The 19,631-nt window shown below is 73.9% G+C and carries 16 protein-coding genes; 5 read left to right on the top strand and 11 right to left on the bottom strand.

Annotated elements, in window-relative coordinates; genetic code table 11:
* Nucleotides 1-47 precede the first annotated feature (47 nt).
* The 4 genes from BX266_RS24235 (at nucleotide 48) to BX266_RS24220 (ending at nucleotide 4,267) form a co-directional block, all read left to right on the top strand.
* Complete coding sequence (locus tag BX266_RS24235) at nucleotides 48-968, top strand: glutamate ABC transporter substrate-binding protein (protein WP_099908242.1); 921 nt, start codon at nucleotides 48-50, stop codon at nucleotides 966-968.
* A gap of 40 nt (nucleotides 969-1,008) precedes the next feature.
* On the top strand, nucleotides 1,009-1,659 hold the full coding sequence (locus BX266_RS24230; protein WP_099903052.1) for an amino acid ABC transporter permease: 651 nt from the start codon (nucleotides 1,009-1,011) through the stop codon (nucleotides 1,657-1,659).
* Entirely contained in the window at nucleotides 1,656-2,483 is an 828-nt protein-coding gene (locus BX266_RS24225) for an amino acid ABC transporter permease (RefSeq protein ID WP_099903049.1), read from the top strand. The genes BX266_RS24230 and BX266_RS24225 overlap by 4 nt, the downstream gene beginning before the upstream one ends.
* 107 nt (nucleotides 2,484-2,590) lie before the next feature.
* Nucleotides 2,591-4,267, top strand: coding sequence for an FAD-dependent monooxygenase (locus BX266_RS24220; RefSeq protein WP_099903048.1), 1,677 nt, complete (start codon nucleotides 2,591-2,593; stop codon nucleotides 4,265-4,267).
* Between the two features lie 46 nt (nucleotides 4,268-4,313).
* Here the strand turns inward: BX266_RS24220 and rny are convergent, their stop codons facing one another.
* The 6 genes from rny to BX266_RS24190 all read right to left on the bottom strand — a co-directional run bounded on the left by rny (nucleotide 4,314) and on the right by BX266_RS24190 (nucleotide 11,264).
* Nucleotides 4,314-5,717 carry a ribonuclease Y gene (gene rny, locus BX266_RS24215; RefSeq protein ID WP_259464829.1) on the bottom strand — a complete coding sequence of 468 codons (1,404 nt, stop codon included), beginning with the start codon at nucleotides 5,715-5,717 and terminating at the stop codon, nucleotides 4,314-4,316.
* A gap of 204 nt (nucleotides 5,718-5,921) precedes the next feature.
* Nucleotides 5,922-6,797 (bottom strand): regulatory protein RecX, encoded by an 876-nt coding sequence (locus BX266_RS24210; RefSeq protein ID WP_259464828.1) that lies wholly within the window; start codon nucleotides 6,795-6,797, stop codon nucleotides 5,922-5,924.
* A gap of 4 nt (nucleotides 6,798-6,801) precedes the next feature.
* The gene (gene recA / locus BX266_RS24205; protein WP_099903045.1) at nucleotides 6,802-7,902 is read right to left on the bottom strand and encodes a recombinase RecA; all 1,101 of its coding nucleotides are present in this window, start codon (nucleotides 7,900-7,902) and stop codon (nucleotides 6,802-6,804) included.
* Nucleotides 7,903-8,100: 198 nt separating this feature from the next.
* The gene (locus tag BX266_RS24200; protein ID WP_399170341.1) at nucleotides 8,101-9,414 is read right to left on the bottom strand and encodes an AI-2E family transporter; all 1,314 of its coding nucleotides are present in this window, start codon (nucleotides 9,412-9,414) and stop codon (nucleotides 8,101-8,103) included.
* A gap of 33 nt (nucleotides 9,415-9,447) precedes the next feature.
* Complete coding sequence (locus BX266_RS24195; RefSeq protein WP_099903043.1) at nucleotides 9,448-9,642, bottom strand: DUF3046 domain-containing protein; 195 nt, start codon at nucleotides 9,640-9,642, stop codon at nucleotides 9,448-9,450.
* A gap of 41 nt (nucleotides 9,643-9,683) precedes the next feature.
* Nucleotides 9,684-11,264: a S8 family serine peptidase gene (locus BX266_RS24190; protein WP_099903042.1), complete on the bottom strand. Its 1,581-nt coding sequence runs from the start codon at nucleotides 11,262-11,264 to the stop codon at nucleotides 9,684-9,686.
* 151 nt (nucleotides 11,265-11,415) lie between these two features.
* On the opposite strand from BX266_RS24190, the gene BX266_RS24185 reads away from it, so the two are divergent.
* Nucleotides 11,416-16,077, top strand: coding sequence for an ATP-dependent helicase (locus BX266_RS24185; protein WP_099903040.1), 4,662 nt, complete (start codon nucleotides 11,416-11,418; stop codon nucleotides 16,075-16,077).
* 11 nt (nucleotides 16,078-16,088) lie between these two features.
* Here the strand turns inward: BX266_RS24185 and BX266_RS24180 are convergent, their stop codons facing one another.
* The 5 genes from BX266_RS24180 to rimO form a co-directional block, all read right to left on the bottom strand.
* Nucleotides 16,089-16,313: a hypothetical protein gene (locus BX266_RS24180; RefSeq protein ID WP_143686984.1), complete on the bottom strand. Its 225-nt coding sequence runs from the start codon at nucleotides 16,311-16,313 to the stop codon at nucleotides 16,089-16,091.
* A gap of 51 nt (nucleotides 16,314-16,364) precedes the next feature.
* The gene (locus BX266_RS24175) at nucleotides 16,365-16,736 is read right to left on the bottom strand and encodes a helix-turn-helix domain-containing protein (protein WP_099903037.1); all 372 of its coding nucleotides are present in this window, start codon (nucleotides 16,734-16,736) and stop codon (nucleotides 16,365-16,367) included.
* Nucleotides 16,737-17,053: 317 nt separating this feature from the next.
* Nucleotides 17,054-17,530, bottom strand: a complete 477-nt coding sequence (locus tag BX266_RS24170) for a CinA family protein (RefSeq protein WP_099903036.1) — start codon at nucleotides 17,528-17,530, stop codon at nucleotides 17,054-17,056.
* Nucleotides 17,523-18,155: a CDP-diacylglycerol--glycerol-3-phosphate 3-phosphatidyltransferase gene (gene pgsA / locus BX266_RS24165; RefSeq protein ID WP_099903034.1), complete on the bottom strand. Its 633-nt coding sequence runs from the start codon at nucleotides 18,153-18,155 to the stop codon at nucleotides 17,523-17,525. The genes BX266_RS24170 and pgsA overlap by 8 nt, the downstream gene beginning before the upstream one ends.
* On the bottom strand, nucleotides 18,152-19,597 hold the full coding sequence (rimO, locus tag BX266_RS24160; RefSeq protein WP_099903033.1) for a 30S ribosomal protein S12 methylthiotransferase RimO: 1,446 nt from the start codon (nucleotides 19,595-19,597) through the stop codon (nucleotides 18,152-18,154). Before rimO ends, pgsA begins: the two co-directional genes overlap by 4 nt.
* Nucleotides 19,598-19,631: the final 34 nt, after the last annotated feature.

Here is a 19,631-nt window from a genome sequence, read left to right as displayed (position 1 = left end):
ATTGCCCGGAGCCAGCCATGGCCCCTACCGAGGAGAAGAACGACCGCATGAAGGCCCGTCGTACCGTAGCCGTCGCCCTGTCCGTGCTCGCCCTGACCGCGGTCGCCGCCTGCGGCAAGGACGGTTCCCCGAGCAGCTCGACCGACAACAAGTCAGGCGCCGCCGCCGCGCAGCTGCCGACCTACAAGGTGAACGCCGCCGCCAAGCTGGACGCCTCCCCGGCCTGGGCCGCCGCCAAGCAGCGCGGCAAGCTGCGCATCGGCGCCAAGTCCGACCAGCCGTTCCTCGGCTTCGAGGACGTGCAGACCGGCAAGCGCAACGGCTTCGACATCGAGATCGCGAAGATGATCGCCGCCGACCTGGGCTTCGACCCGGAGACCCAGATCGAGTGGAAGACCATCAACTCCAGCGCCCGTGAGACCTCCCTCTCCGGCGACCAGATCGACCTCTACGTCGGCACCTACTCGATCAACGACAACCGCAAGAAGCTGATCTCCTTCGGCGGCCCGTACTACATCGCCGGCCAGTCGCTGCTGGTGAACAAGGACAACACCGACATCACCAGCCCCGAGTCCACCAAGGACAAGGCGGTCTGCACCGTCACCGGCTCGACCTCGATCGGCAACATCCAGAAGTACGGCGCCAAGGTCACCCAGTTCGAGAGCTACTCGCTCTGCGTGGAGAAGCTGCTCACCAAGGAGGTCGACGCCGTCACCACCGACGACGCGATCCTCAAGGGCTACGCCGCGAAGAACCAGGGCAAGCTCAAGGTCGTCGGCGACCCGTTCTCCAAGGAGCGCTACGGCGTGGGCCTGAAGCTCGGCGACGCCGCGCTGCAGAAGGCCGTCAACGACGCCCTGAAGGCGCACGAGGACAGCGGCGACTGGAAGAAGGCCTACGACGCGACGCTGGGCCTGTCCGGCGCCGCCGCGCCGAGCATCCCCGAGCTGGACCCGATCGCCGGCTGACGCCCGGATCCCACCGATACGAGAAAGGAGGGCCGCCGGCATGGGCATACCGTTCGAGGACGGCAACTTCTCGCTGTTCGTCCGCGGTTTCCTGGGCACGATCGAACTGAGCGCGCTCAGCGCCCTGTTCGCCGTGCTGCTGGGCGTCCTGCTGGCGGCCTTCCGGGTCTCGCCGGTCCCGGTGCTGCGGACCTTCGGCACCGCCTGGGTCACGCTCTTCCGCAACACCCCGCTCACCCTGCTGTTCTTCGCGGTGACCTTCGTCCTGCCGCGCCTGGACGTGCACATCTCCAGCTTCACGGCCGCGGTGGTCGCGCTCAGCGCCTACACCGGCAGCTTCGTCTGCGAGGTGCTGCGCTCCGGCATCAACACCGTCTCCCTCGGCCAGGCCGAGGCGGCCCGGTCGCTGGGCATGGGCTTCGGCCAGACCCTCGGACTGGTGGTGCTGCCGCAGGCGGCCCGGTCCGTGATCGCGCCGATGGGTTCGGTGTTCATCGCCCTGCCGCGCAACTCGGCGATCGCCGGCGCCTTCAACGTGTTCGAGCTGTTCAGCGTGCAGAAGACCCTGACCGAGAAGGGCTACGCCATCTTCGCCATCTTCTTCTGGCTGGCCCTGGCCTACCTGGTGATCAGCTTCTCGATCGGCGCGGTCTTCAACGCGCTGGAGCGTCGCGCGGCGGTGGCCCGATGAGCACGCGCACCGCCTCCGTCCTGTTCGACGTCCCCGGCCCGCGGGCCCGGCTCCGGTACCGCCTGTTCGGGGCGGTCGGCCTGGTCGGCATCGCCGCCCTGTTCTGGTGGATCGTCAGCACCCTGGCCGACGAGGGCCAGTTCGACGCCGAGCTGTGGAACCCGTTCCAGTACACGGTCGTCCAGCAGCGCCTGCTGGACGGCGTGCTGGCCACCCTGAAGGCCTTCGGCCTGGCCGCCGTCGGCTCGCTGCTGCTCGGCACCCTGCTCGCCGTCGGCCGGCTCTCCGACCACCGCGCCGTGCGGCTGCCCTGCACCTGGATCGTCCAGTTCTTCCGGGCGATGCCACTGGTGATCATGATCTTCGCGCTCTGGCAGGCGGTCTTCACCGCCGAGCCGCTGTGGGCCCTGGTCACCGGGCTCACCCTGTACAACGGCGCCGTGCAGGCCGAGATCATCCGCTCGGGCATCAACTCCGTCCCGCGCGGCCAGGCCGAGGCCGCGTACGCGCTCGGCATGCGCAAGACCCAGGTGATGACCCTCGTGCTGATCCCGCAGGCGGTCCGCGCGATGCTCCCGACGATCATCGGCCAGCTGGTCGTCACCCTCAAGGACACTTCGCTCGGCTACATCATCACGTACCCCGAGCTGCTGTTCCAGGGCAAGTGGGTGGCGCAGAACGGCGACGGCTACCCGTACATCCCGGTGGTCCTGGTGATCACCCCGATCTACATCGCGCTGTGCCTCGCGCTCACCGCGCTGGCGCACTGGCTCGAGTCCCGCAGCCGGCGCGGCGCGAACCGGCGCGGCACAGCCGCTGCTTGACGGACACCCAGGTGATCTGTTGCATTGCTCTTCGTGACACCACCTGGGACCTCCCACCCGGCATATGACGCAGCGGCGGCCGACGCCGCCCGCCCGAAGGCCCCGACATGGACGCGGTGATCATCGTCGGGGCCGGGCCGGTCGGTCTCGCCCTGGCGCTCGCGCTGGCCCGCAACGAAGTCCCCAGCCTCGTCCTGGACGAGGGCTCCGGGCTCTGCCCCGAGAGCCCCCGCACCGTCGTGCTCGGCGGCGACACCGCCGCCTTCCTCGGCCGGATCGGCTACACCCGGGTCGCCTCCGACGCCGCCCGCTGGGACGCCTTCACCATCTGGCGCCGCCGCGCCGAGGTGCTGCGCCTGCCGCTGGACGCCGAGCCGGTGCTCCACCTCGCCCAGCACCGCCTGCAGCGCGGCCTGCTCGACGCGGTCGCCGCGACCCCGCTGATCCGGCTCGTCCCCCGCCACCAGGTGGTCGAACTCGCCCAGGACCGCGACGGGGTGACGGTCCGCACCACCTCCGGCGGCACCGACACCTGGTGGCGCGGCAGCCACCTGGTCGGCTGCGACGGGGCCCGTTCCACCGTCCGCAAGCTCCTCAAGGTCCGCTTCCCCGGCCGGCCCGCCGTCGACCGGCACGCCGTCGCCACCGTCCGCGTCGACCTGCCCTTCCCCGGCGAGGCCCGGCTGCACCGCGAACCGCCGTGGCGCGGCGACCGCGAAGCCTCCGCCCGCCCGCTCCCCGACGGCCTCTGGCGGCTCGACTGGCGGCTGCCCCCCGGCCGCCCGCAGCCCACCGAGACCGTCGACCCGCACGCCACCTGGCCCGGCATCGTCACCGGCGACACCCTGCTCACCCGGGTCACCTCCGCGCTCACCGGCTGGTGCGGCGAACTCCCGCCGCACCAACTGCTCGCCGCCGCCGACCACACCTACCAGCAGCGACTCGCCGCCCGCTTCCGCACCGGCCGCTGCTTCCTGGCCGGCGACGCCGCCCACCTGCACGGCGCCCTCGGCATGCAGAACCTCGCCGACGGCCTGCGCGACGCCGACAACCTGGCCTGGCGCCTGGCCCTCGCCTGGCACCTCCCGCCCGGCTCCGCCCCCGCCGACGCCGCCCTGCTCGACGGCTACCAGGCCGAACGCCGCGGCGCGGTCGGGGCCCGGCTGCGCGCCGTCGACCAGACCATGCCGCTGCTGCGCCCGCTGCGCGGCTGGGCCGAGACCCGGCGCTCGCTGCTCTCCGGCTCGTTCCGCAAGCACGCCCCGCTGCTCGCCGACGGCCAGCTCGGCACCGGCCGCTTCGGCGGCGCCCCCGCCTACCCCGCCGCGCCCTCCGGCGTCGCCCCGCGGGTCCCCGAGCAGCGGGGCGCGGGCCGCGGCAGCTCACTGACCGAACAGCTCCCGGCGACCGCCCCCGGCGTCCTGGTCCCGGACGTCCCCGTGGTCACCACCGACGGCGCCGCGGACACCCTGCGGGCCCGCCTCGGCGGCGCGTTCCTGCTGGTCCTGGTCGCGCCCGGCACCACCGTCTGGTCCGCCGAACACTGGCTCGGCGCCGGCCTGATGCCCCGGCTGGCCGAGCTCGCCGCCGCCCTCCCCGTCCCCACCGAGGTCCTGGTCACCGACACCTACCCCGGCGCCGCCCCGCACACCGTCCTGCTGGTCCGCCCCGACGGCCACCTGCTCGGCACCACCCCGGGCCTGCACCCCGAGACCCTGCACTCGCTCACGGCCCCGCTCACGCCGAAGCCGGGCCTGGAACCCCAGAACCCCGCGGCCCGCTAGGGGCGCGGGGTCTGCGCGCCGAGCCGTCCCGCACCGGCGGGACGCGCTACCGCGCGACCTCCGTCGCCCGCGACTCCCGCACCACCGTGATCCGGATCTGCCCGGGGTAGGTCAGCTCCTCGCGCACCTGCCGGGCCACCTCCCTGGCGATCTCCTGCGCCCGCACGTCGTCCACGGCCTCGGGCTGCACCATCACCCGGACCTCCCGGCCGGCCTGCATCGCGTAGACCTTGGTGACCCCGGCGTGCGAGCCGGCGATCTCCTCCAGCCGCTCCAGCCGCCGCACGTACGCCTCGACGGACTCCTTGCGGGCGCCCGGCCGCCCGGCCGAGCACGCGTCGGCAGCCTGGGTGAGCACGGCCTCCACCGTCTTGGGCTCGACCTCGCCGTGGTGGGCCTCTATCGCGTGCACGACCTCCGCCGCTTCGCCGTGCCGCCGCGCGAACTCCGCGCCGATCGCGGCGTGGCTGCCGGGCACCTGGTGGCTCAGCGCCTTGCCGATGTCGTGCAGCAGCGCGGCGCGGCGCACCGGCTCGGGGTCGACCCCGAGCTCCGCGGCCATCATCCCGGCGAGGTGCGCGGACTCCACCAGGTGCCCCAGCACGTTCTGCCCGTAGGACGTCCGGTACCGCAGGGTGCCCAGGGTGCGGACGAGTTCGGGCGACATCTCGCCGCTCGCACCGATCCCGACCGTCAGCAGCGCGTCCTCCCCGGCCCGGACGCAGAGCCGCTCGACCTCGGCGCGGCTGCGCTCGTGCGCCTCCTCGATCCGGGCGGGGTGGATCCGGCCGTCGACCAGCAGCGACTCCAGGGTCAGGCGGGCGCTCTCCCGCCGGACGGGGTCGAAGCAGGACAGCTGCACCAGGCCCGGGGTGTCGTCGACGATCAGGTTGACGCCGGTGACGGCCTCGAAGGCGCGGATGTTCCGGCCCTCCCGACCGATCACCCGGCCCTTCATGTCCTCGCTGGGCAGCCGCAGGGTGGTGATCACGGTGTCCGCGGTCTGCTCGGCGGCCAGCCGCTGGATCGAGGCGGCGATGATCTCGCGGGCCCGGCCCTCGCCCTCGGCGACGGCCCGGCGTTCGATCTCCCGGACGGTCAGCGCGGCCTCCCGCCGGGCCTCGGACTCGGCGCCGCGGACCACCTCGTCGCGGGCCTGCGCGGAGCTCAGCCCGGCGGTGCGCTCCAGCAGCAGCCGGCTCTCCGCCTCCCGGTCGGCGAGTTCGCCGCGGATCCGCTCGGCCTCGGCGGCCCGCGCGGCGAGCTCGTCCTCGTGCAGGTGGAGGCGGTGCAGCTCGGCGGTGAGGCGCTCCTCGCGGCGGTCGAGTTCGGCGCGGCGTTGACGGAGCATCAGGAATCCGGCGACCAGCACCAGCACCAGGGCGCCGATCAGCACCCCGGCCGCCAGCAGCAGGGAGGAACCCGTTTCGGTGCCCTGAGCGATCCCCATGTGGCCACTCCTCGTCCTGCGCACGCTGCCGCTGAGGTGACCTCCGCGATCGTCCTGCCACTCACTGTGAGGCTAGGCGGAGGTTACGAAACGGTCAAGATGCGATCGAGAATTGGCCCCGATGATCTGATCATCAGTCATCAAATCGCACCCATACGCATCTCCGGCGCATCTTGGCAGCGCTCAACGCAGGTCAGTGGCGGCTCAGTGGCTCTCCTCCTCGTCCAGCGCCTCCCGCACCACCCGGTACGCCAGCCCCTCCGCGTAGCCGCGCCGCGCCAGCACCCCGACCAGCCGCCGCGTCCGGACGTCCCGCTCCAGACCCGCGGTGGACCGCAACTTCCGCGCCACCAGCGCCCGGGCGGCCTCCGACTCGTCCTCGGCGTCCACCTGCAGCAGCGCCCGCTCGGCGGCCTCGCCGCTGACGCCCTTGGTGCGCAACTCCTGGGCCAGCGCCCGCCGGGACAGGCCGCGCACCGCGTGCCGGGACTCCACCCACGCCTCGGCGAAGGCGGCGTCGTCGATCAGCCCGACCTCCTCCAGCCGGGACAGCACCTGCTCGGCGACCTCGTCCGGAATCTCCTTGCGGCGCAGCGCATCGGCCAGCTGTTTGCGGGACTTGGCGGCGCCGGTCAGCAGCCGCAGGCAGATGTCCCGCGCCCGGTCCGCCGGATCGCCCTCCGGCGCCGCGGCCCGGCCGCGCCGCTCCGGCCGTTCCCCGCCGTCCGCCCGCTCGGCCTTCGTCCGCCGCCGGGCCCGCGGCCGCTCCTCGGCGGCCGGCCGGGCGAGCGGCTCCGCGACGGGCAGCTCCCCCAGCGCGCTGCGGCGGCGCCGACGCCCGCCGGCCAGGTCGGACGCCCGGACCAGCCCGGGCAACTCCCCGACGGCGGGCGGCTCCTCGTCCTCGACCGGGTCGTCGGCCGGCCGGGCCGGCTCCCGGTACGCCACGGCGGCGAACCAGTCCGGCGGGCCGACCTCGCCGTGCCGGCCGGCCTCGTCCCCCTCTGCCCATACGCCCGCACCGGGCCCGTCCTCGGACGGACCCGGTGCCGGGTGCTCGGTGCTGCGGTGGTGCGTCAACGGATCAACCCTTGGCGGCGGCCGCCGTCTTCTTGGCGGCGGCCTTCGCGGGGGCCGCCGCGGCCGGGATCTCCACGGCGGGGGCGTCGCCGCCCTCGGCCGCGGCGGGCTTCGGGCCGATGCCCAGCTTGCCCTTGATCTTCGCCTCGATCTCGTCGGCCAGCTGCGGGTTGTCGCGCAGGAAGTTGCGGGCGTTCTCCTTGCCCTGGCCGAGCTGGTCGCCCTCGTAGGTGTACCAGGCGCCGGACTTGCGGATGAAGCCGTGCTCCACGCCCATGTCGATCAGGCCGCCCTCGCGGCTGATGCCCACGCCGTAGAGGATGTCGAACTCGGCCTGCTTGAACGGCGCGGCGACCTTGTTCTTGACCACCTTGACGCGGGTGCGGTTGCCGACCGCCTCGGTGCCGTCCTTCAGGGTCTCGATGCGGCGGATGTCCAGGCGCACCGAGGCGTAGAACTTCAGCGCGCGGCCACCGGTGGTGGTCTCCGGCGAGCCGAACATCACACCGATCTTCTCGCGCAGCTGGTTGATGAAGATCGCGGTGGTGTTCGACTGGTTCAGCGCACCGGCGATCTTGCGCAGCGCCTGGCTCATCAGGCGGGCCTGGAGGCCGACGTGCGAGTCGCCCATCTCGCCCTCGATCTCGGCGCGCGGCACCAGCGCGGCCACCGAGTCGATGATCACCAGGTCGATCGCGCCGGAGCGGATCAGCATGTCGGTGATCTCCAGCGCCTGCTCGCCGGTGTCCGGCTGGCTGACCAGCAGGGCGTCGGTGTCCACGCCGAGCTTCTTCGCGTACTCCGGGTCGAGCGCGTGCTCCGCGTCGACGAACGCGACCGTGCCGCCGGCCCGCTGGGCGTTGGCCGCCAGGTGCAGGGTCAGCGTGGTCTTGCCGGAGGACTCGGGGCCGTAGATCTCGATCACCCGGCCGCGCGGGATGCCGCCCACGCCCAGCGCCACGTCGAGGGCGGTCGACCCGGTGGAGATCACCTCGATCGGCTCGTTCGCCTTCTCGCCGAGGCGCATCACCGAGCCCTTGCCGAACTGTCGCTCGATCTGGGCGAGTGCGGCCTCGAGGGCCTTCTCGCGGTCCGTACCTGCCATGGCTTCCACCCTCGGGTTCTGTGCTGTGCGCTTCATCGTCATCGACGCTAGCGCGTCCCACCGACAATCGGCCCCGATCGGGCTCGGCCTGTGGAAAACTCCTCGCCGAAGAGTACAAAGAACACACGTTCGATTCCAGTCCCGCAGCACCGCACGCCGCGCGGCCCGCACCGGACGGGGTTCTCGGCGGCCCCGCACTTACTCGCCGGGCGGGTCCTCCCGCCGCTCGGACCGCCCGGCGTCCTGCTCCGAGCCCCCGGACACCATTCGACGCAGCCGCCGCACGGTGTGCCGCCGGCGCTCGCGGCGCTCCTCGCCGCGGTCGATCCGCGGGTCGTCCTCGACCTCGTAGCGGCGCACGTAGGTGCCGACGAAGCCCTGCAGGGTGGCGGCGACCGGGATGGCGATCAGCGCGCCGACCGCGCCGAGCAGGGCGGCGCCGGCGATCACCGAGCCGAACGCGACCGCGGGGTGCACGTCGACGGTCTTGGCGGTGATCCGCGGGTGCAGCAGGTAGTTCTCGATCTGCTGGTAGACGGTGACGAAGACCAGCACCCACAGCGCGTCCACCGGACGGACCGTCAGCCCGACCAGCACGGGCAGCGCGCCGGCCAGGTAGGTGCCGATGGTCGGGACGAACTGCGACATGACGCCGACCCAGACGGCGAGCGCGACCGCGTACGGCAGGCCGATGACCGCGAAGAACGCCCAGTGCGCGAGGGTGGAGACCAGCGCGAGCAGCGCCCGGGAGTACAGGTAGCCGCCGGTCTTGGCGAGCGCGATCTCCCAGGCGCGGAGCACCTCGCCCTGCTTGGACGGCGGGAGCAGCGAGCAGACGGTGCGCCGGACCCTGGGCCCCTCGGCGGTGAAGTAGAAGGTGAACAGGCCGACGGTGAAGGCCTGGAACAGCCCGCCGATGACGGTGCCGGTGACGCCCCAGACGTTGTCGGCGGCCTGCTGCGCGTACTTCTCGATGGTGCCGGAGTCCTTGAGCACCTGGTGCTGGAGCTGGTCGAGCGACAGGTCGGTGTGGAAGGTCCGGTTGATCCAGCCGATCAGGTCCTGCAGCAATTGCGGCAGCCGGGTGGCGACCTGGGTGACCTGGTCGACCAGCAGGGTGCCGAGCGCGGTGAGGAACCCCGCGACGGCCAGGGCGAGGCCGATGAACACCAGGAAGGTGCCGAGGCCGCGGCGCACGCCGCGGGCGGCCATCCGGTCGACCGCGGGCTCCATCGCCAGCGACAGGAAGAACGCCACCAGCAGCATCACGAACAGGTCGATCAGCTGGTGGAACGCCCAGTCGGCGAGCTGGAACAGGCCGACGCCGAGCAGCGCCAGCAGGATCGCCCGGGGCAGCCAGCGCGGCATCGCGCCGCCGCCGAGTTCGGCCCTGCGCAGCATCCTGGCGGCGGTCGCGCTCACCGTCTCGGTGGCGGCGGCCCCGCCGGGCGGGGCGCTCGCGGGGGTGTGGTCGTCGGGGGTCCGGTCCGGGTTCGATTCGCTGCTGGCCACCGTGACAGTCTGTCCCACCGGCGGCGATCAATGTCATCGCAGCTGCGACGACACCCCCTGGGTGACGCAGACCACCCGCCACACGTCCTTGGCCTCCCACCCCGCGTCGAGCGCCTGCTGGACGGTGCGGCCGCCGAGTTCGGCCATCACGTGGTCCTTGGCGAAGGACTCCGCGTACGCCTCGCCGAAGTGCTCGTACATCCGTCGCCAGAACTCGGTCAGCCTCATGCGCCCCAGTATCCGCCACCCGCCGGCCGGGCCGGGCGGGCTCAGCGCGGCAGGGTCAGGATGCCGGCGCCGTAGTAGTCGCGGGCCTGGCAGCTGACCGGTGAGCTGAGGCCGCAGCCGGCGTCGGCGGCGCGCGAGAGCGCGGCGGTGATCTGCTCCGGCCCCCACTCGGGGTGCTGGGCGGCGACCACGGCGACCGCGCCGGTGACGTGCGCGGCGGACATCGAGGTGCCGGCCAGCGCCGCGTACCGGCCGCCGGGCCAGTCGGAGACGATCGCGCCCGAGGTGCCGCCGTCGGGGTCGCCGCCGGGCGCGGCGACGGAGACCTTGCCGCGGCCGAAGTTGGTGTACGAGGCGGGCAGGCCGGTGCGGTCGACGGCGCTGACGGTGACCACGCCGGGCAGTTCGCCCGGCAGCCGGATGCACTCGGTGCCGAGGTCGCGGTCCTGCGGCGGGCCGGAGGTGCGGTCGTTGGGGCTGCGGTGGTCGTTGCGGCCGGCGGTCAGGTCCTGCGAGTCGTTGCCGGCGGAGGCGACCACCACGGCGCCCTTGCGCTGGGCGTAGGCGACGGCGCGGCCGACGGCGGCGGCCAGCGCGGCCTGGTCGGCGTCCTCGGGGCAGTTGTACTTCCACGGGTCTGCGAAGTAACTGTCGTTGATCGCCCGGGCGCCGTGGTCGGCGGCCCACAGCATGCCGCAGACGATGTTCTCGGCGTAGTACTGGCCGAGCGGGCCGAGCAGCCGGACGGCGGCGATCCGCACGCCGGGGGCGACGCCGGTGACGCCGTGGCCGTCGCGGGCGGCGCCGACGATCCCGGCGACGTGGGTGCCGTGGCCGCTCTCGGTGATCGCGTCGTCGGGCCGCCAGGCGCCGCTGCGCGAGTCGGGGCGGCCGTCGGCGCAGGACGCGGACGCGGCGGGGTCGACGGCGGCCCGCAGGTCGGGGTGGGTGTCGTCGACGCCGGAGTCCAGCACCGCGACGGTGACCTTGGACAGCTGCTGCGGGCCGGGCAGGTCCCCGGCCCGGTCGACCGAGCGGTCGACGGCGGGCCCGGCGACCGGGGCGCGCAGCAGCGCGGCCCGCCCGGCGGGGCGTTCGACGGCGCCGATCATGGCGAGGTTCCAGTCGGCGGTCTCGCCGGGGTCGGGGATGGTGGCGGTGGAGTCGTCGGCCCGCTCGACCGTGTCGGCGAGGGCCGGACCGGTCGCGGCGGCGTCCACCGTGCCGCGCACGAACGCGGCGCCGGCCAGCGGCCGGGGCGGGGAGGGCACGGGCACGGTGCGGGTGGCGCCGACCGCCGCTATCCCCGGCTCCTCGCGCAGCTCCTGGGCGAACCGCGGCGGGGCGTAGGCGAGCACCGCGCCGATCTGCGGGTAGTCCTGGACGACCTTCCCGCCGAGCGCCCTGGCCCGGTCGGCGGCGTGCTGGGCGCCCTGGGCGTCGGTGCGCTCGTCCAGCACCAGGTAGCTGAGGTAGGTGTCGCCGGTGCCGGTGACGTACGGGACGGCGCCGCCGAGCAGCAGCCCGGTGAGCAGGGTCGCGCCGAGCACCCGGACGCTGCGGCGCCGACGGGTGCCGAGGGTGCTGGGGGTGCTGCTGTGGGCCTGGCTCACCTGCTCCATCGCACGGTCTCCGCTCGTCAGGCAGGGCGGGACCCGAGGGGATCGGGTCCGGTTCCTCACGATATGAGCGATTTGTACGATTTGCTTCATGGGACTGCGTCAGACGGTGACCGTTCCGTGACCTGTCAGCGTGTCGGGGCACCATGGGTGCATGGCCTCCTCCGCCCCTGACGCACTGCAAGGCTTCGCCCCGGCCACCCGGGCCTGGTTCACCGGGGCGTTCGCCGCGCCCACCGAGGCGCAGGCCCGGGCCTGGGCGGCGATCGGGCTGGAGACCGACGTGCTGGTGGTGGCCCCGACCGGCTCCGGCAAGACCCTGGCGGCCTTCCTCTCCGCGCTGGACCGGCTCTCCGCCACCCCGCCGCCCGCCGACCCGAAGCGGCGCTGCCGGGTGCTCTACATCTCCCCGCTGAAGGCCCTCGCGGTGGACGTCGAGCGCAACCTGCGCGCCCCGCTCGCGGGCCTGCGGCAGGCCTCGGTCCGGCTCGGCCTGCCGGAGCCCGAGGTGCAGGTCGGCATCCGCTCCGGCGACACCCCGGCCGCCGACCGCCGCAGGTTCGCCACCCACCCGCCGGACATCCTGATCACCACCCCGGAGTCGCTGTTCCTGCTGCTCACCTCCGCTTCCCGGGAGGCGCTGCGCGGCATCGACACGGTGATCCTGGACGAGGTGCACGCGGTGGCCGGCACCAAGCGCGGCGCGCACCTGGCGCTCAGCCTGGAGCGGCTGGACGAGCTGCTGGACCGCCCGGCCCGCCGGATCGGCCTGTCCGCGACGGTCCGCCCGGTCGAGGAGGTGGCCCGCTACCTCAGCCCGCAGCGCGGCGCGGCGATCGTCCAGCCCGGCAGCGACAAGCGCTTCGACCTGTCCGTGGTGGTGCCCGTCCCCGACCTCGCCGACCTGCCCGCCGCCCCGGCCGGGGGCCCCTCCTGGCCGGCGGCGGGCAAGGAGGGAGAGTCCGACCCGCAGCGGCTGGGGGCGCCTCCCAGCGGCCAGGCCCAGGGCAGCTCGATCTGGCCGCACGTCGAGGAGCGGATCGTCGACCTGGTGCAGGCGCACCGCTCGACCATCGTGTTCGCCAACTCCCGCCGCCTGGCCGAACGGCTGTGCAACCGGCTGAACGAGATCGCCTACGAGCGGGCCACCGGCGCCCCGCTGCCCGAGGCGCACTCCCCCGCCGAGCTGATGGGCGGCTCCGGCGCGGTCACCGGCGCCCCGCCGCTGCTCGCCCGGGCCCACCACGGTTCGGTCTCCAAGGAGCAACGGGCGCTGGTCGAGGAGGAGTTGAAGGCCGGCCGGCTGCCCGCCGTGGTGGCCACCTCCAGCCTGGAGCTGGGCATCGACATGGGCGCCGTCGACCTGGTGGTGCAGGTGGAGTCCCCGCCCTCGGTGGCCTCCGGCCTGCAGCGGGTCGGCCGGGCCGGGCACCAGGTCGGCGCGGTCTCCAACGGCGTGTTCTTCCCCAAGTACCGGGGCGACCTGGTGCAGTCCGCCGTGGTCACCGAACGGATGCGCACCGGCCGGATCGAGGCCCTGCGGATCCCCCGCAACCCGCTGGACGTGCTGGCCCAGCAGCTGGTCGCGATGACCTCCCTGGACACCTGGGACGTCGACGAGCTGCTCACCGTCTGCCGCCGCGCCGCGCCGTTCGCCACCCTCCCGCAGTCCGCCTTCGACGGCGTGCTCGACATGCTGGCCGGCCGCTACCCGTCCGACGCCTTCGCCGAACTGCGCCCCCGCCTGGTCTGGGACCGGGTCGCCGGCACCGTCACCGGCCGCCCCGGCGCCCAGCGCCTCGCCGTCACCTCGGGCGGCACCATCCCCGACCGCGGCCTGTTCGGCGTCTTCATCGCCGGCGCGGACCCGAAGAAGGGCGGCGGCCGGGTCGGCGAGCTGGACGAGGAGATGGTCTACGAGTCGCGGGTCGGCGACGTCTTCACCCTCGGCACCACCTCCTGGCGGATCGAGGAGATCACCCACGACAAGGTCCTGGTCACCCCGGCCCCCGGCGTCCCCGGCCGGCTGCCCTTCTGGAAGGGCGACACCCTCGGCCGACCGCTCGAACTCGGCCGCGCGCTCGGCGCGTTCGTCCGCGAGGTCGGCGCGATGGAACCCGGACCGGCCACCGCCCGGCTGCGCGAGGCCGGGCTCGACGACTGGGCGGCCGGCAACCTGCTCGCCTACCTCGCCGAGCAGCGCACCGCCTGCGGCCACCTGCCCGACGACCGCACCATCGTGGTCGAGCGGTTCCGCGACGAGCTCGGCGACTGGCGGATCGTCATCCACTCCCCGTTCGGCGCCCAGGTGCACGCCCCGTGGGCGCTGGCCATCGGCGCCCGGCTGCGCGAGAAGCACGGCCTGGACCCGCAGGTGATGCACGCCGACGACGGCATCGTGCTCCGTCTGCCGGACGCCGACCTGCTCGCCGACTTCCCGTCCGGCATCGCCGCCCCGCCCGCCGACGAGGCCCCGGTCGGGGCGGACGCCGCGGTCTTCGAGTCCTCCGAGATCGAACAGCTGGTCACCGACCAGGTCGGCGGCTCCGCCCTGTTCGCCGCCCGCTTCCGCGAGTGCGCCGGCCGCGCCCTGCTGCTGCCCCGCCGCAACCCCGGCAAGCGCACCCCGCTCTGGCAGCAGCGCCAGCGGGCCTCCCAACTCCTCGAAGTGGCCGCCGAGTACGGCTCCTTCCCGATCGTGCTGGAGGCCGTCCGGGAGTGCCTGCAGGACGTTTTCGACGTGCCGGGCCTGGTCGAGCTGATGGGCGACCTGGAGTCCCGCGCCGTCCGCCTGGTGGAGGTCACCACCCCGGAGCCGTCCCCGTTCGCCCGCTCCCTGCTGTTCGGCTACGTCGCCCAGTTCCTCTACGAGGGCGACTCCCCGATCGCCGAGCGCCGCGCCGCCGCCCTCTCCCTGGACTCCCGGCTGCTGTCCGAACTGCTCGGCCAGGCCGAGCTGCGCGAACTGCTCGACCCGAAGGTCCTCGCCGATCTGGAGGCCGAACTCCAGCGCCGCACCCCCGAACGCCGGATCAAGGACGCCGAGGGCGTCGCCGACGCGCTGCGCCTGCTCGGACCGCTCTCCGAGGCCGAACTCGCCGACCGCGGCGCCGAACCGCTCTGGGCGCTGGAGCTGGAGGCCGCCCGCCGGGTCATCCAGGTCCGGATCGGCGGCGAACTGCGCTGGGCCGCCATCGAAGACGCCGGCCGCCTGCGCGACGCCCTCGGCACCCCGCTGCCGGTCGGCGTCCCCGAGGCCTTCACCGAGCCCGTCAAGGACCCGCTGGGCGACCTGCTGGCCCGCTACGCCCGCACCCACGGCCCGTTCACCGCCCAGGACGCCGCCGAACGCTTCGGCCTCGGCACCGCCGTCGTCACCGGCACCCTGCACCGCCTCACCTCGGCCGGCCGCCTGGTCCGGGGCGAGTTCCGGCCCGAAGCGACCACCGTGCTGCCCGAGTGGTGCGACGCCGAGGTGCTGCGCCGCCTGCGCCGCCGCTCGCTGGCCGCCCTGCGACACGAGGTCGAGGCCGTCCCGCCAAGGGCCCTGGCCGCGTTCCTCCCGCAGTGGCAGCACCTGGCCGGCCACCGGCTGCGCGGCGCCGACGGCCTCTACCGGGTGGTCGAACAGCTCCAGGGCACCGCGCTGCCCGCCTCCGCGCTGGAGAAGCTGGTGCTGCCCGCCCGGCTCTCCGACTACTCCCCCGGCCTGCTGGACGAGCTGATGGCGGCGGGCGACATCGGCTGGTCCGGCGCGGGCGCGCTGCCCGGCAAGGACGGCTGGATCAGCCTGCACCTCCCCGAGAACGCCCACCTGCTGCGCCCCGAACCGCTCCCGCTGACCCCCGGCCCGGTGCACACCGCGCTGCTGGAGGCCCTCACCGGCGGCTACGGCGCGTTCTTCCGCCAGCTCGCCGAACGGGTCCCCGACACCGCGGACACCGACATCGCCGAAGCCCTCTGGGACCTGGTCTGGGCCGGGTACGTCACCAACGACACCCTCGCCCCGCTGCGCGGCCTGCTCGGCTCCGGCCGCACCGCCGGCGCCACCGCGCACCGGGCCCCGCGCTCCACCCCGCGCGGCCGCTACGGCGGCGCGACCCGCGGCCTCGGCCGCCCCGCCTCCCGCACCGGCCCGCCGACGGTGGCCGGCCGCTGGTCGCTGCTGCCGTCCTTCGGCGGCGACCCGACGGTCCGCGCCGCCGCCCAGGCGCAGGCGCTGCTCGACCGGCACGGCGTCCTCACCCGCGGCACGGTGGCCGCCGAGCGGATCCCGGGCGGCTTCGCTGGCGTCTACCGGGTGCTGTCCGCGTTCGAGGAGCGCGGCAAGGCCCGCCGCGGCTACTTCGTCGAGGGCCTCGGCGGCGCCCAGTTCGCCATGGACGGCGCCGCGGACCGCCTGCGTTCGGTCAACTCCCGCCTGGAGCGGGGAGGCGGCGACTGGTCCACCGCCACCCCCGCGGACGGCCCGCAGGCCCTGGTGCTGGCCGCCGCCGACCCGGCCAACGCGTTCGGCGCGGCGCTGTCCTGGCCGGAGCCGCCCGCCGACACCACCGCCGCGCACCGCCCCGCCCGCAAGGCCGGCTCACTGGTCGCGCTGGTCGACGGCGAACTCGTGCTGTACCTGGAGCGCGGCGGCAAGTCGCTGCTCAGCTGGTCCGCCGACGAGGCCGTCCTGACCGCCGCGCTGGCCCCGCTGTCCGGGCCCCTCACCATCGAACGCATCAACGGCCACCCGGCCCTCACCAGCCCGCTGGCCCCCAGCCTCGAATCGGCCGGTTTCCATCCCACCCCCAAGGGCTACCGGCTCCGGTAGCCCGACGGCGATCACCCGTCCGAGGGAGCAGGCTCCGCCTCTGGCGGGTCCTCCCGGGCCGGCTTCCGCTCGGCCGTGGCGTGCACGGGGATCAGCCCGATCCCCCACCAGCCGGCCGCGAGCATGCCGAGGGCGGCACCGCCGTTTGCCGCGGTGCCGCCCATGAGCAGCAGTATCAGACCCAAGCCGACCAGTGCCGTTGCACCGAGCAGCACAGCGCGTCGCGCACTCCGCATCGTGGCCCTCCTTCGCCCGGCGCCCCGTGGTACGGGGCGGTCGAGGTCCGGTCAGGCCGCCACCACGTCCATCGCCGCCGTCTTGGGCGACATGGAACCGGACCGGTCGACACCGGGGGCCGGCAGCGGAACCGGTTCGAGCACCGGCCTCAGCAGATCACCCTCGGAGAGGGTGGCCATCGCCGCAAGTTCGGCGAGCGACAGTTCGTCGCTGACCTCCCGCATGACCTCCGACATCCGCACGTCGAGCGCGTCGCAGATGGCGGAGAGCAGCTCGGAGGACGCCTCCTTCTGACCCCGCTCGACCTCGGAGAGGTACCCGAGCGAAACCCTGGCAGCTGCCGACACCTCGCGGAGTGTGCGGCCCTGGCGCTGGCGCTGCCGACGCAGCACATCGCCCAGCAGGCGACGGAGCAGAATCATCGGTGCCTCCCTCCTCGGACTGCGGATCGAGATGTCACGACCCCACCGTACCGCCTTGCCAGCATCCCGTGCGGGGACCGGGGTCGTGTTCACTCTGGGCTGCAAGGCGTCCCCTCCCCTGATTCTTCCCCTTCGGAGCCGTCGAACCACCCGTGACGGGCAGATGTCCGGCTCCGGACGCACGGTCGACGCCGAGTCGACGGATTTGCCGTCCGGCCGGGTCTGCCCGACCGGAGCATCCGGTCTAACACGATCTCCGGCCCGGTGCGGCGGGTTCGTGCGTTTTCGGCGTGCTGCGCCGGATCTTTCGGCGAAGCTCAGCTGTCGGGCGTCAACCGCCGGAGCAGCAGCTCCAGTGCGGCGTCCACCGATCCGTGCCGGATGCTGTCACGCCCACCGGACAACCGGAGGGGGACCGCTTCTGTTCCCGACGGTCCGGCCAGACCGAGGTAGACGGTGCCGACAGGCTGCCCGTCCTGCGGGTCGGGTCCGGCCACGCCGGTGGTGGCGAGCGCCCAGCGGGCGCCGAGCAGGCGGCGGACGCCCTCGGCCATCTGCCGGGCCACCACGGGGTGGACGGCGCCGTGCACCGCGAGCAGGCCCTCGTCGACGCCGAGCACGGAGGCCTTCAGCTCGGTGGCGTACGCGGTGACCGAGCCCCGGAACACCGCGGAGGCGCCGGGGACGTCGACCAGCGCGGCGGCCAGCAGGCCGCCGGTGAGGGACTCGGCGACGGCCAGGGTGGCGCCGTCGGCCTCGAGCGCGGCCAGCACGCGCGCGGCGGTCTCACTCACCGCGGCGTTCCCTGGCGATGCCCTCGCGGCGCAGCCGGACCGCCTGGATCACGTAGTCGAGGCCGGTGGCGAGGGTGAGGAGCACCGCGACGCCCATCATCACGGCGCGGGCGGTGGCCAGCGGGCCGGTGAGGACCAGCACGTACATGCCGACCGCGGTGCCCTGGGCGAGGGTCTTGAGCTTGCCGCCGCGGCTGGCCGGGATGACGGCGTAGCGGATCACCCAGAACCGCATCAGGGTGATGCCGAGTTCGCGGGCCAGGATGACCGCGGTGACCCACCAGGGCAGGTCGCCGAGGATCGACAGGCCGATCAGTCCGGCGCCCATGATCGCCTTGTCGGCGATCGGGTCGGCGATCCGGCCGAAGTCGGTGATCAGGCCCTTGCTGCGGGCCAGCGCGCCGTCGAAGACGTCGGTGATCATCGCGATCGCGAAGGCCGCCCAGGCGAAGGCCCGCCACTTCGGGTCGTGGCCGCCGTCGGCGAACAGCAGCAGCACGAAGACCGGGACCAGCAGCAGCCGGAACATGGTCAGCACGTTGGCGATGTTCCACAGGCCCGGCTCCGGCGGGACGGCGGCCGGGGTCGGCCGGGTCGCGGCCGGGGCTCCCGGCCCCTTGGTCATACGTCCGCTCCGAACGCCTCGGCCACCAGGTCGACGCCCTCGGTGCCGATCACGGTGGCGCGGTAGAACCGGCCTACCTCCGCGTCCTCGACGCCCAGCAGGGTGGTCAGGCCGTCGGTCTCGGGGGCCTGGTGGGCGGCGCGGCCCTCCACCACCCCGTCCTCCACGGATTCGACGAGCACGGTGACCTCGCTGCCGATGCGCTGTTCGGCGCGCTGCGCGGTGAGCTCCTCGGCGAGCCGGGAGAGCCGGGCGACGCGGTCGTTGACGGTGTCCTGGTCGAGCTTGCCGTCGTAGCCGGCGGCCTCGGTGCCGTCCTCGTCGGAGTAGCCGAACACGCCGATGGCGTCCAGGCCGGCGTGGGTGATGAACCGTTCCAGCTCCGTGTAGTCCTCCTCGGTCTCGCCGGGGAAGCCCACGATGAAGTTGGAGCGGGCGCCGGCCTCGGGGGCCTTGGCGCGGATCGACTCCAGCAGGCCGAGGAACTGCTCGGTGGAGCCGAAGCGGCGCATCCGGCGCAGCACGGCCGGCGCGGAGTGCTGGAAGGACAGGTCGAAGTAGGGCACGACCTTGTCGGTGCCGGTCATGGCGTCGATCAGGCCGGGGCGCATCTCGGCGGGCTGCAGGTAGCTGACCCGGACCCGCTCGATGCCGTCGACGGCGGCGATCTCGGTGAGCAGGGTCTCCAGCAGCCGGATGTCGCCGAGGTCCTTGCCGTAGGAGGTGTTGTTCTCGGAGACCAGGACGACCTCGCGGACGCCCTGGCCGGCCAGCCAGACGGCCTCGTTCAGGACGTCGGACGGGCGGCGCGAGATGAACGAGCCGCGGAAGGCGGGGATGGCGCAGAAGGAGCACCGGCGGTCGCAGCCGGAGGCGAGCTTGATCGAGGCGACCGGGTTGTCGTCCAGGCGCTTGCGCAGGGTGCGCGGGCCGGACGCGGGGGCGACGCCCTCGGGGAGGTCCTCGGGGGCGCCGTGGCCGGGCAGCGCGATCTCGGCGGCGGCGGCCTGCCGCTCGACCGGGGTGAGCGGGAGCAGCTTGCGGCGGTCGCGGGGCGTGTGGGCCTCGACGTGGCCGCCGGACAGGATGGTGTTCAGGCGGCTGGAGATGTCGGCGTAGTCGTCGAAGCCGAGCACGCCGTCGGCCTCGGGGAGGGCGTCGGCGAGTTCCTTGCCGTAGCGCTCGGCCATGCAGCCGACCGCGACCACGGCCTGGGTGCGGCCGTGCCCCTTGAGGTCGTTGGCCTCCAGCAGGGCGTCGACGGAGTCCTTCTTGGCGGCCTCGACGAACCCGCAGGTGTTGACGACGGCGACGTCGGCCTCGCTGGCGTCGTCGACCAGTCGCCAGCCGTCGGCCTCGAGTCGCCCGGCGAGTTCCTCGGAGTCGACCTCGTTGCGGGCGCATCCGAGCGTGACCAGGGCGACAGTGCGGGTTTCAGGCATGACGCCAAGATTAACGCGCGCCCCCCGGTGGAGT

The organism is Streptomyces sp. TLI_171, assembly GCF_003610255.1.
GTDB lineage: Bacteria > Actinomycetota > Actinomycetes > Streptomycetales > Streptomycetaceae > Kitasatospora.
The sequence above is the reverse complement of the archived record's forward strand: the minus strand, read 5'-3'. Positions and strand labels throughout refer to the sequence as shown.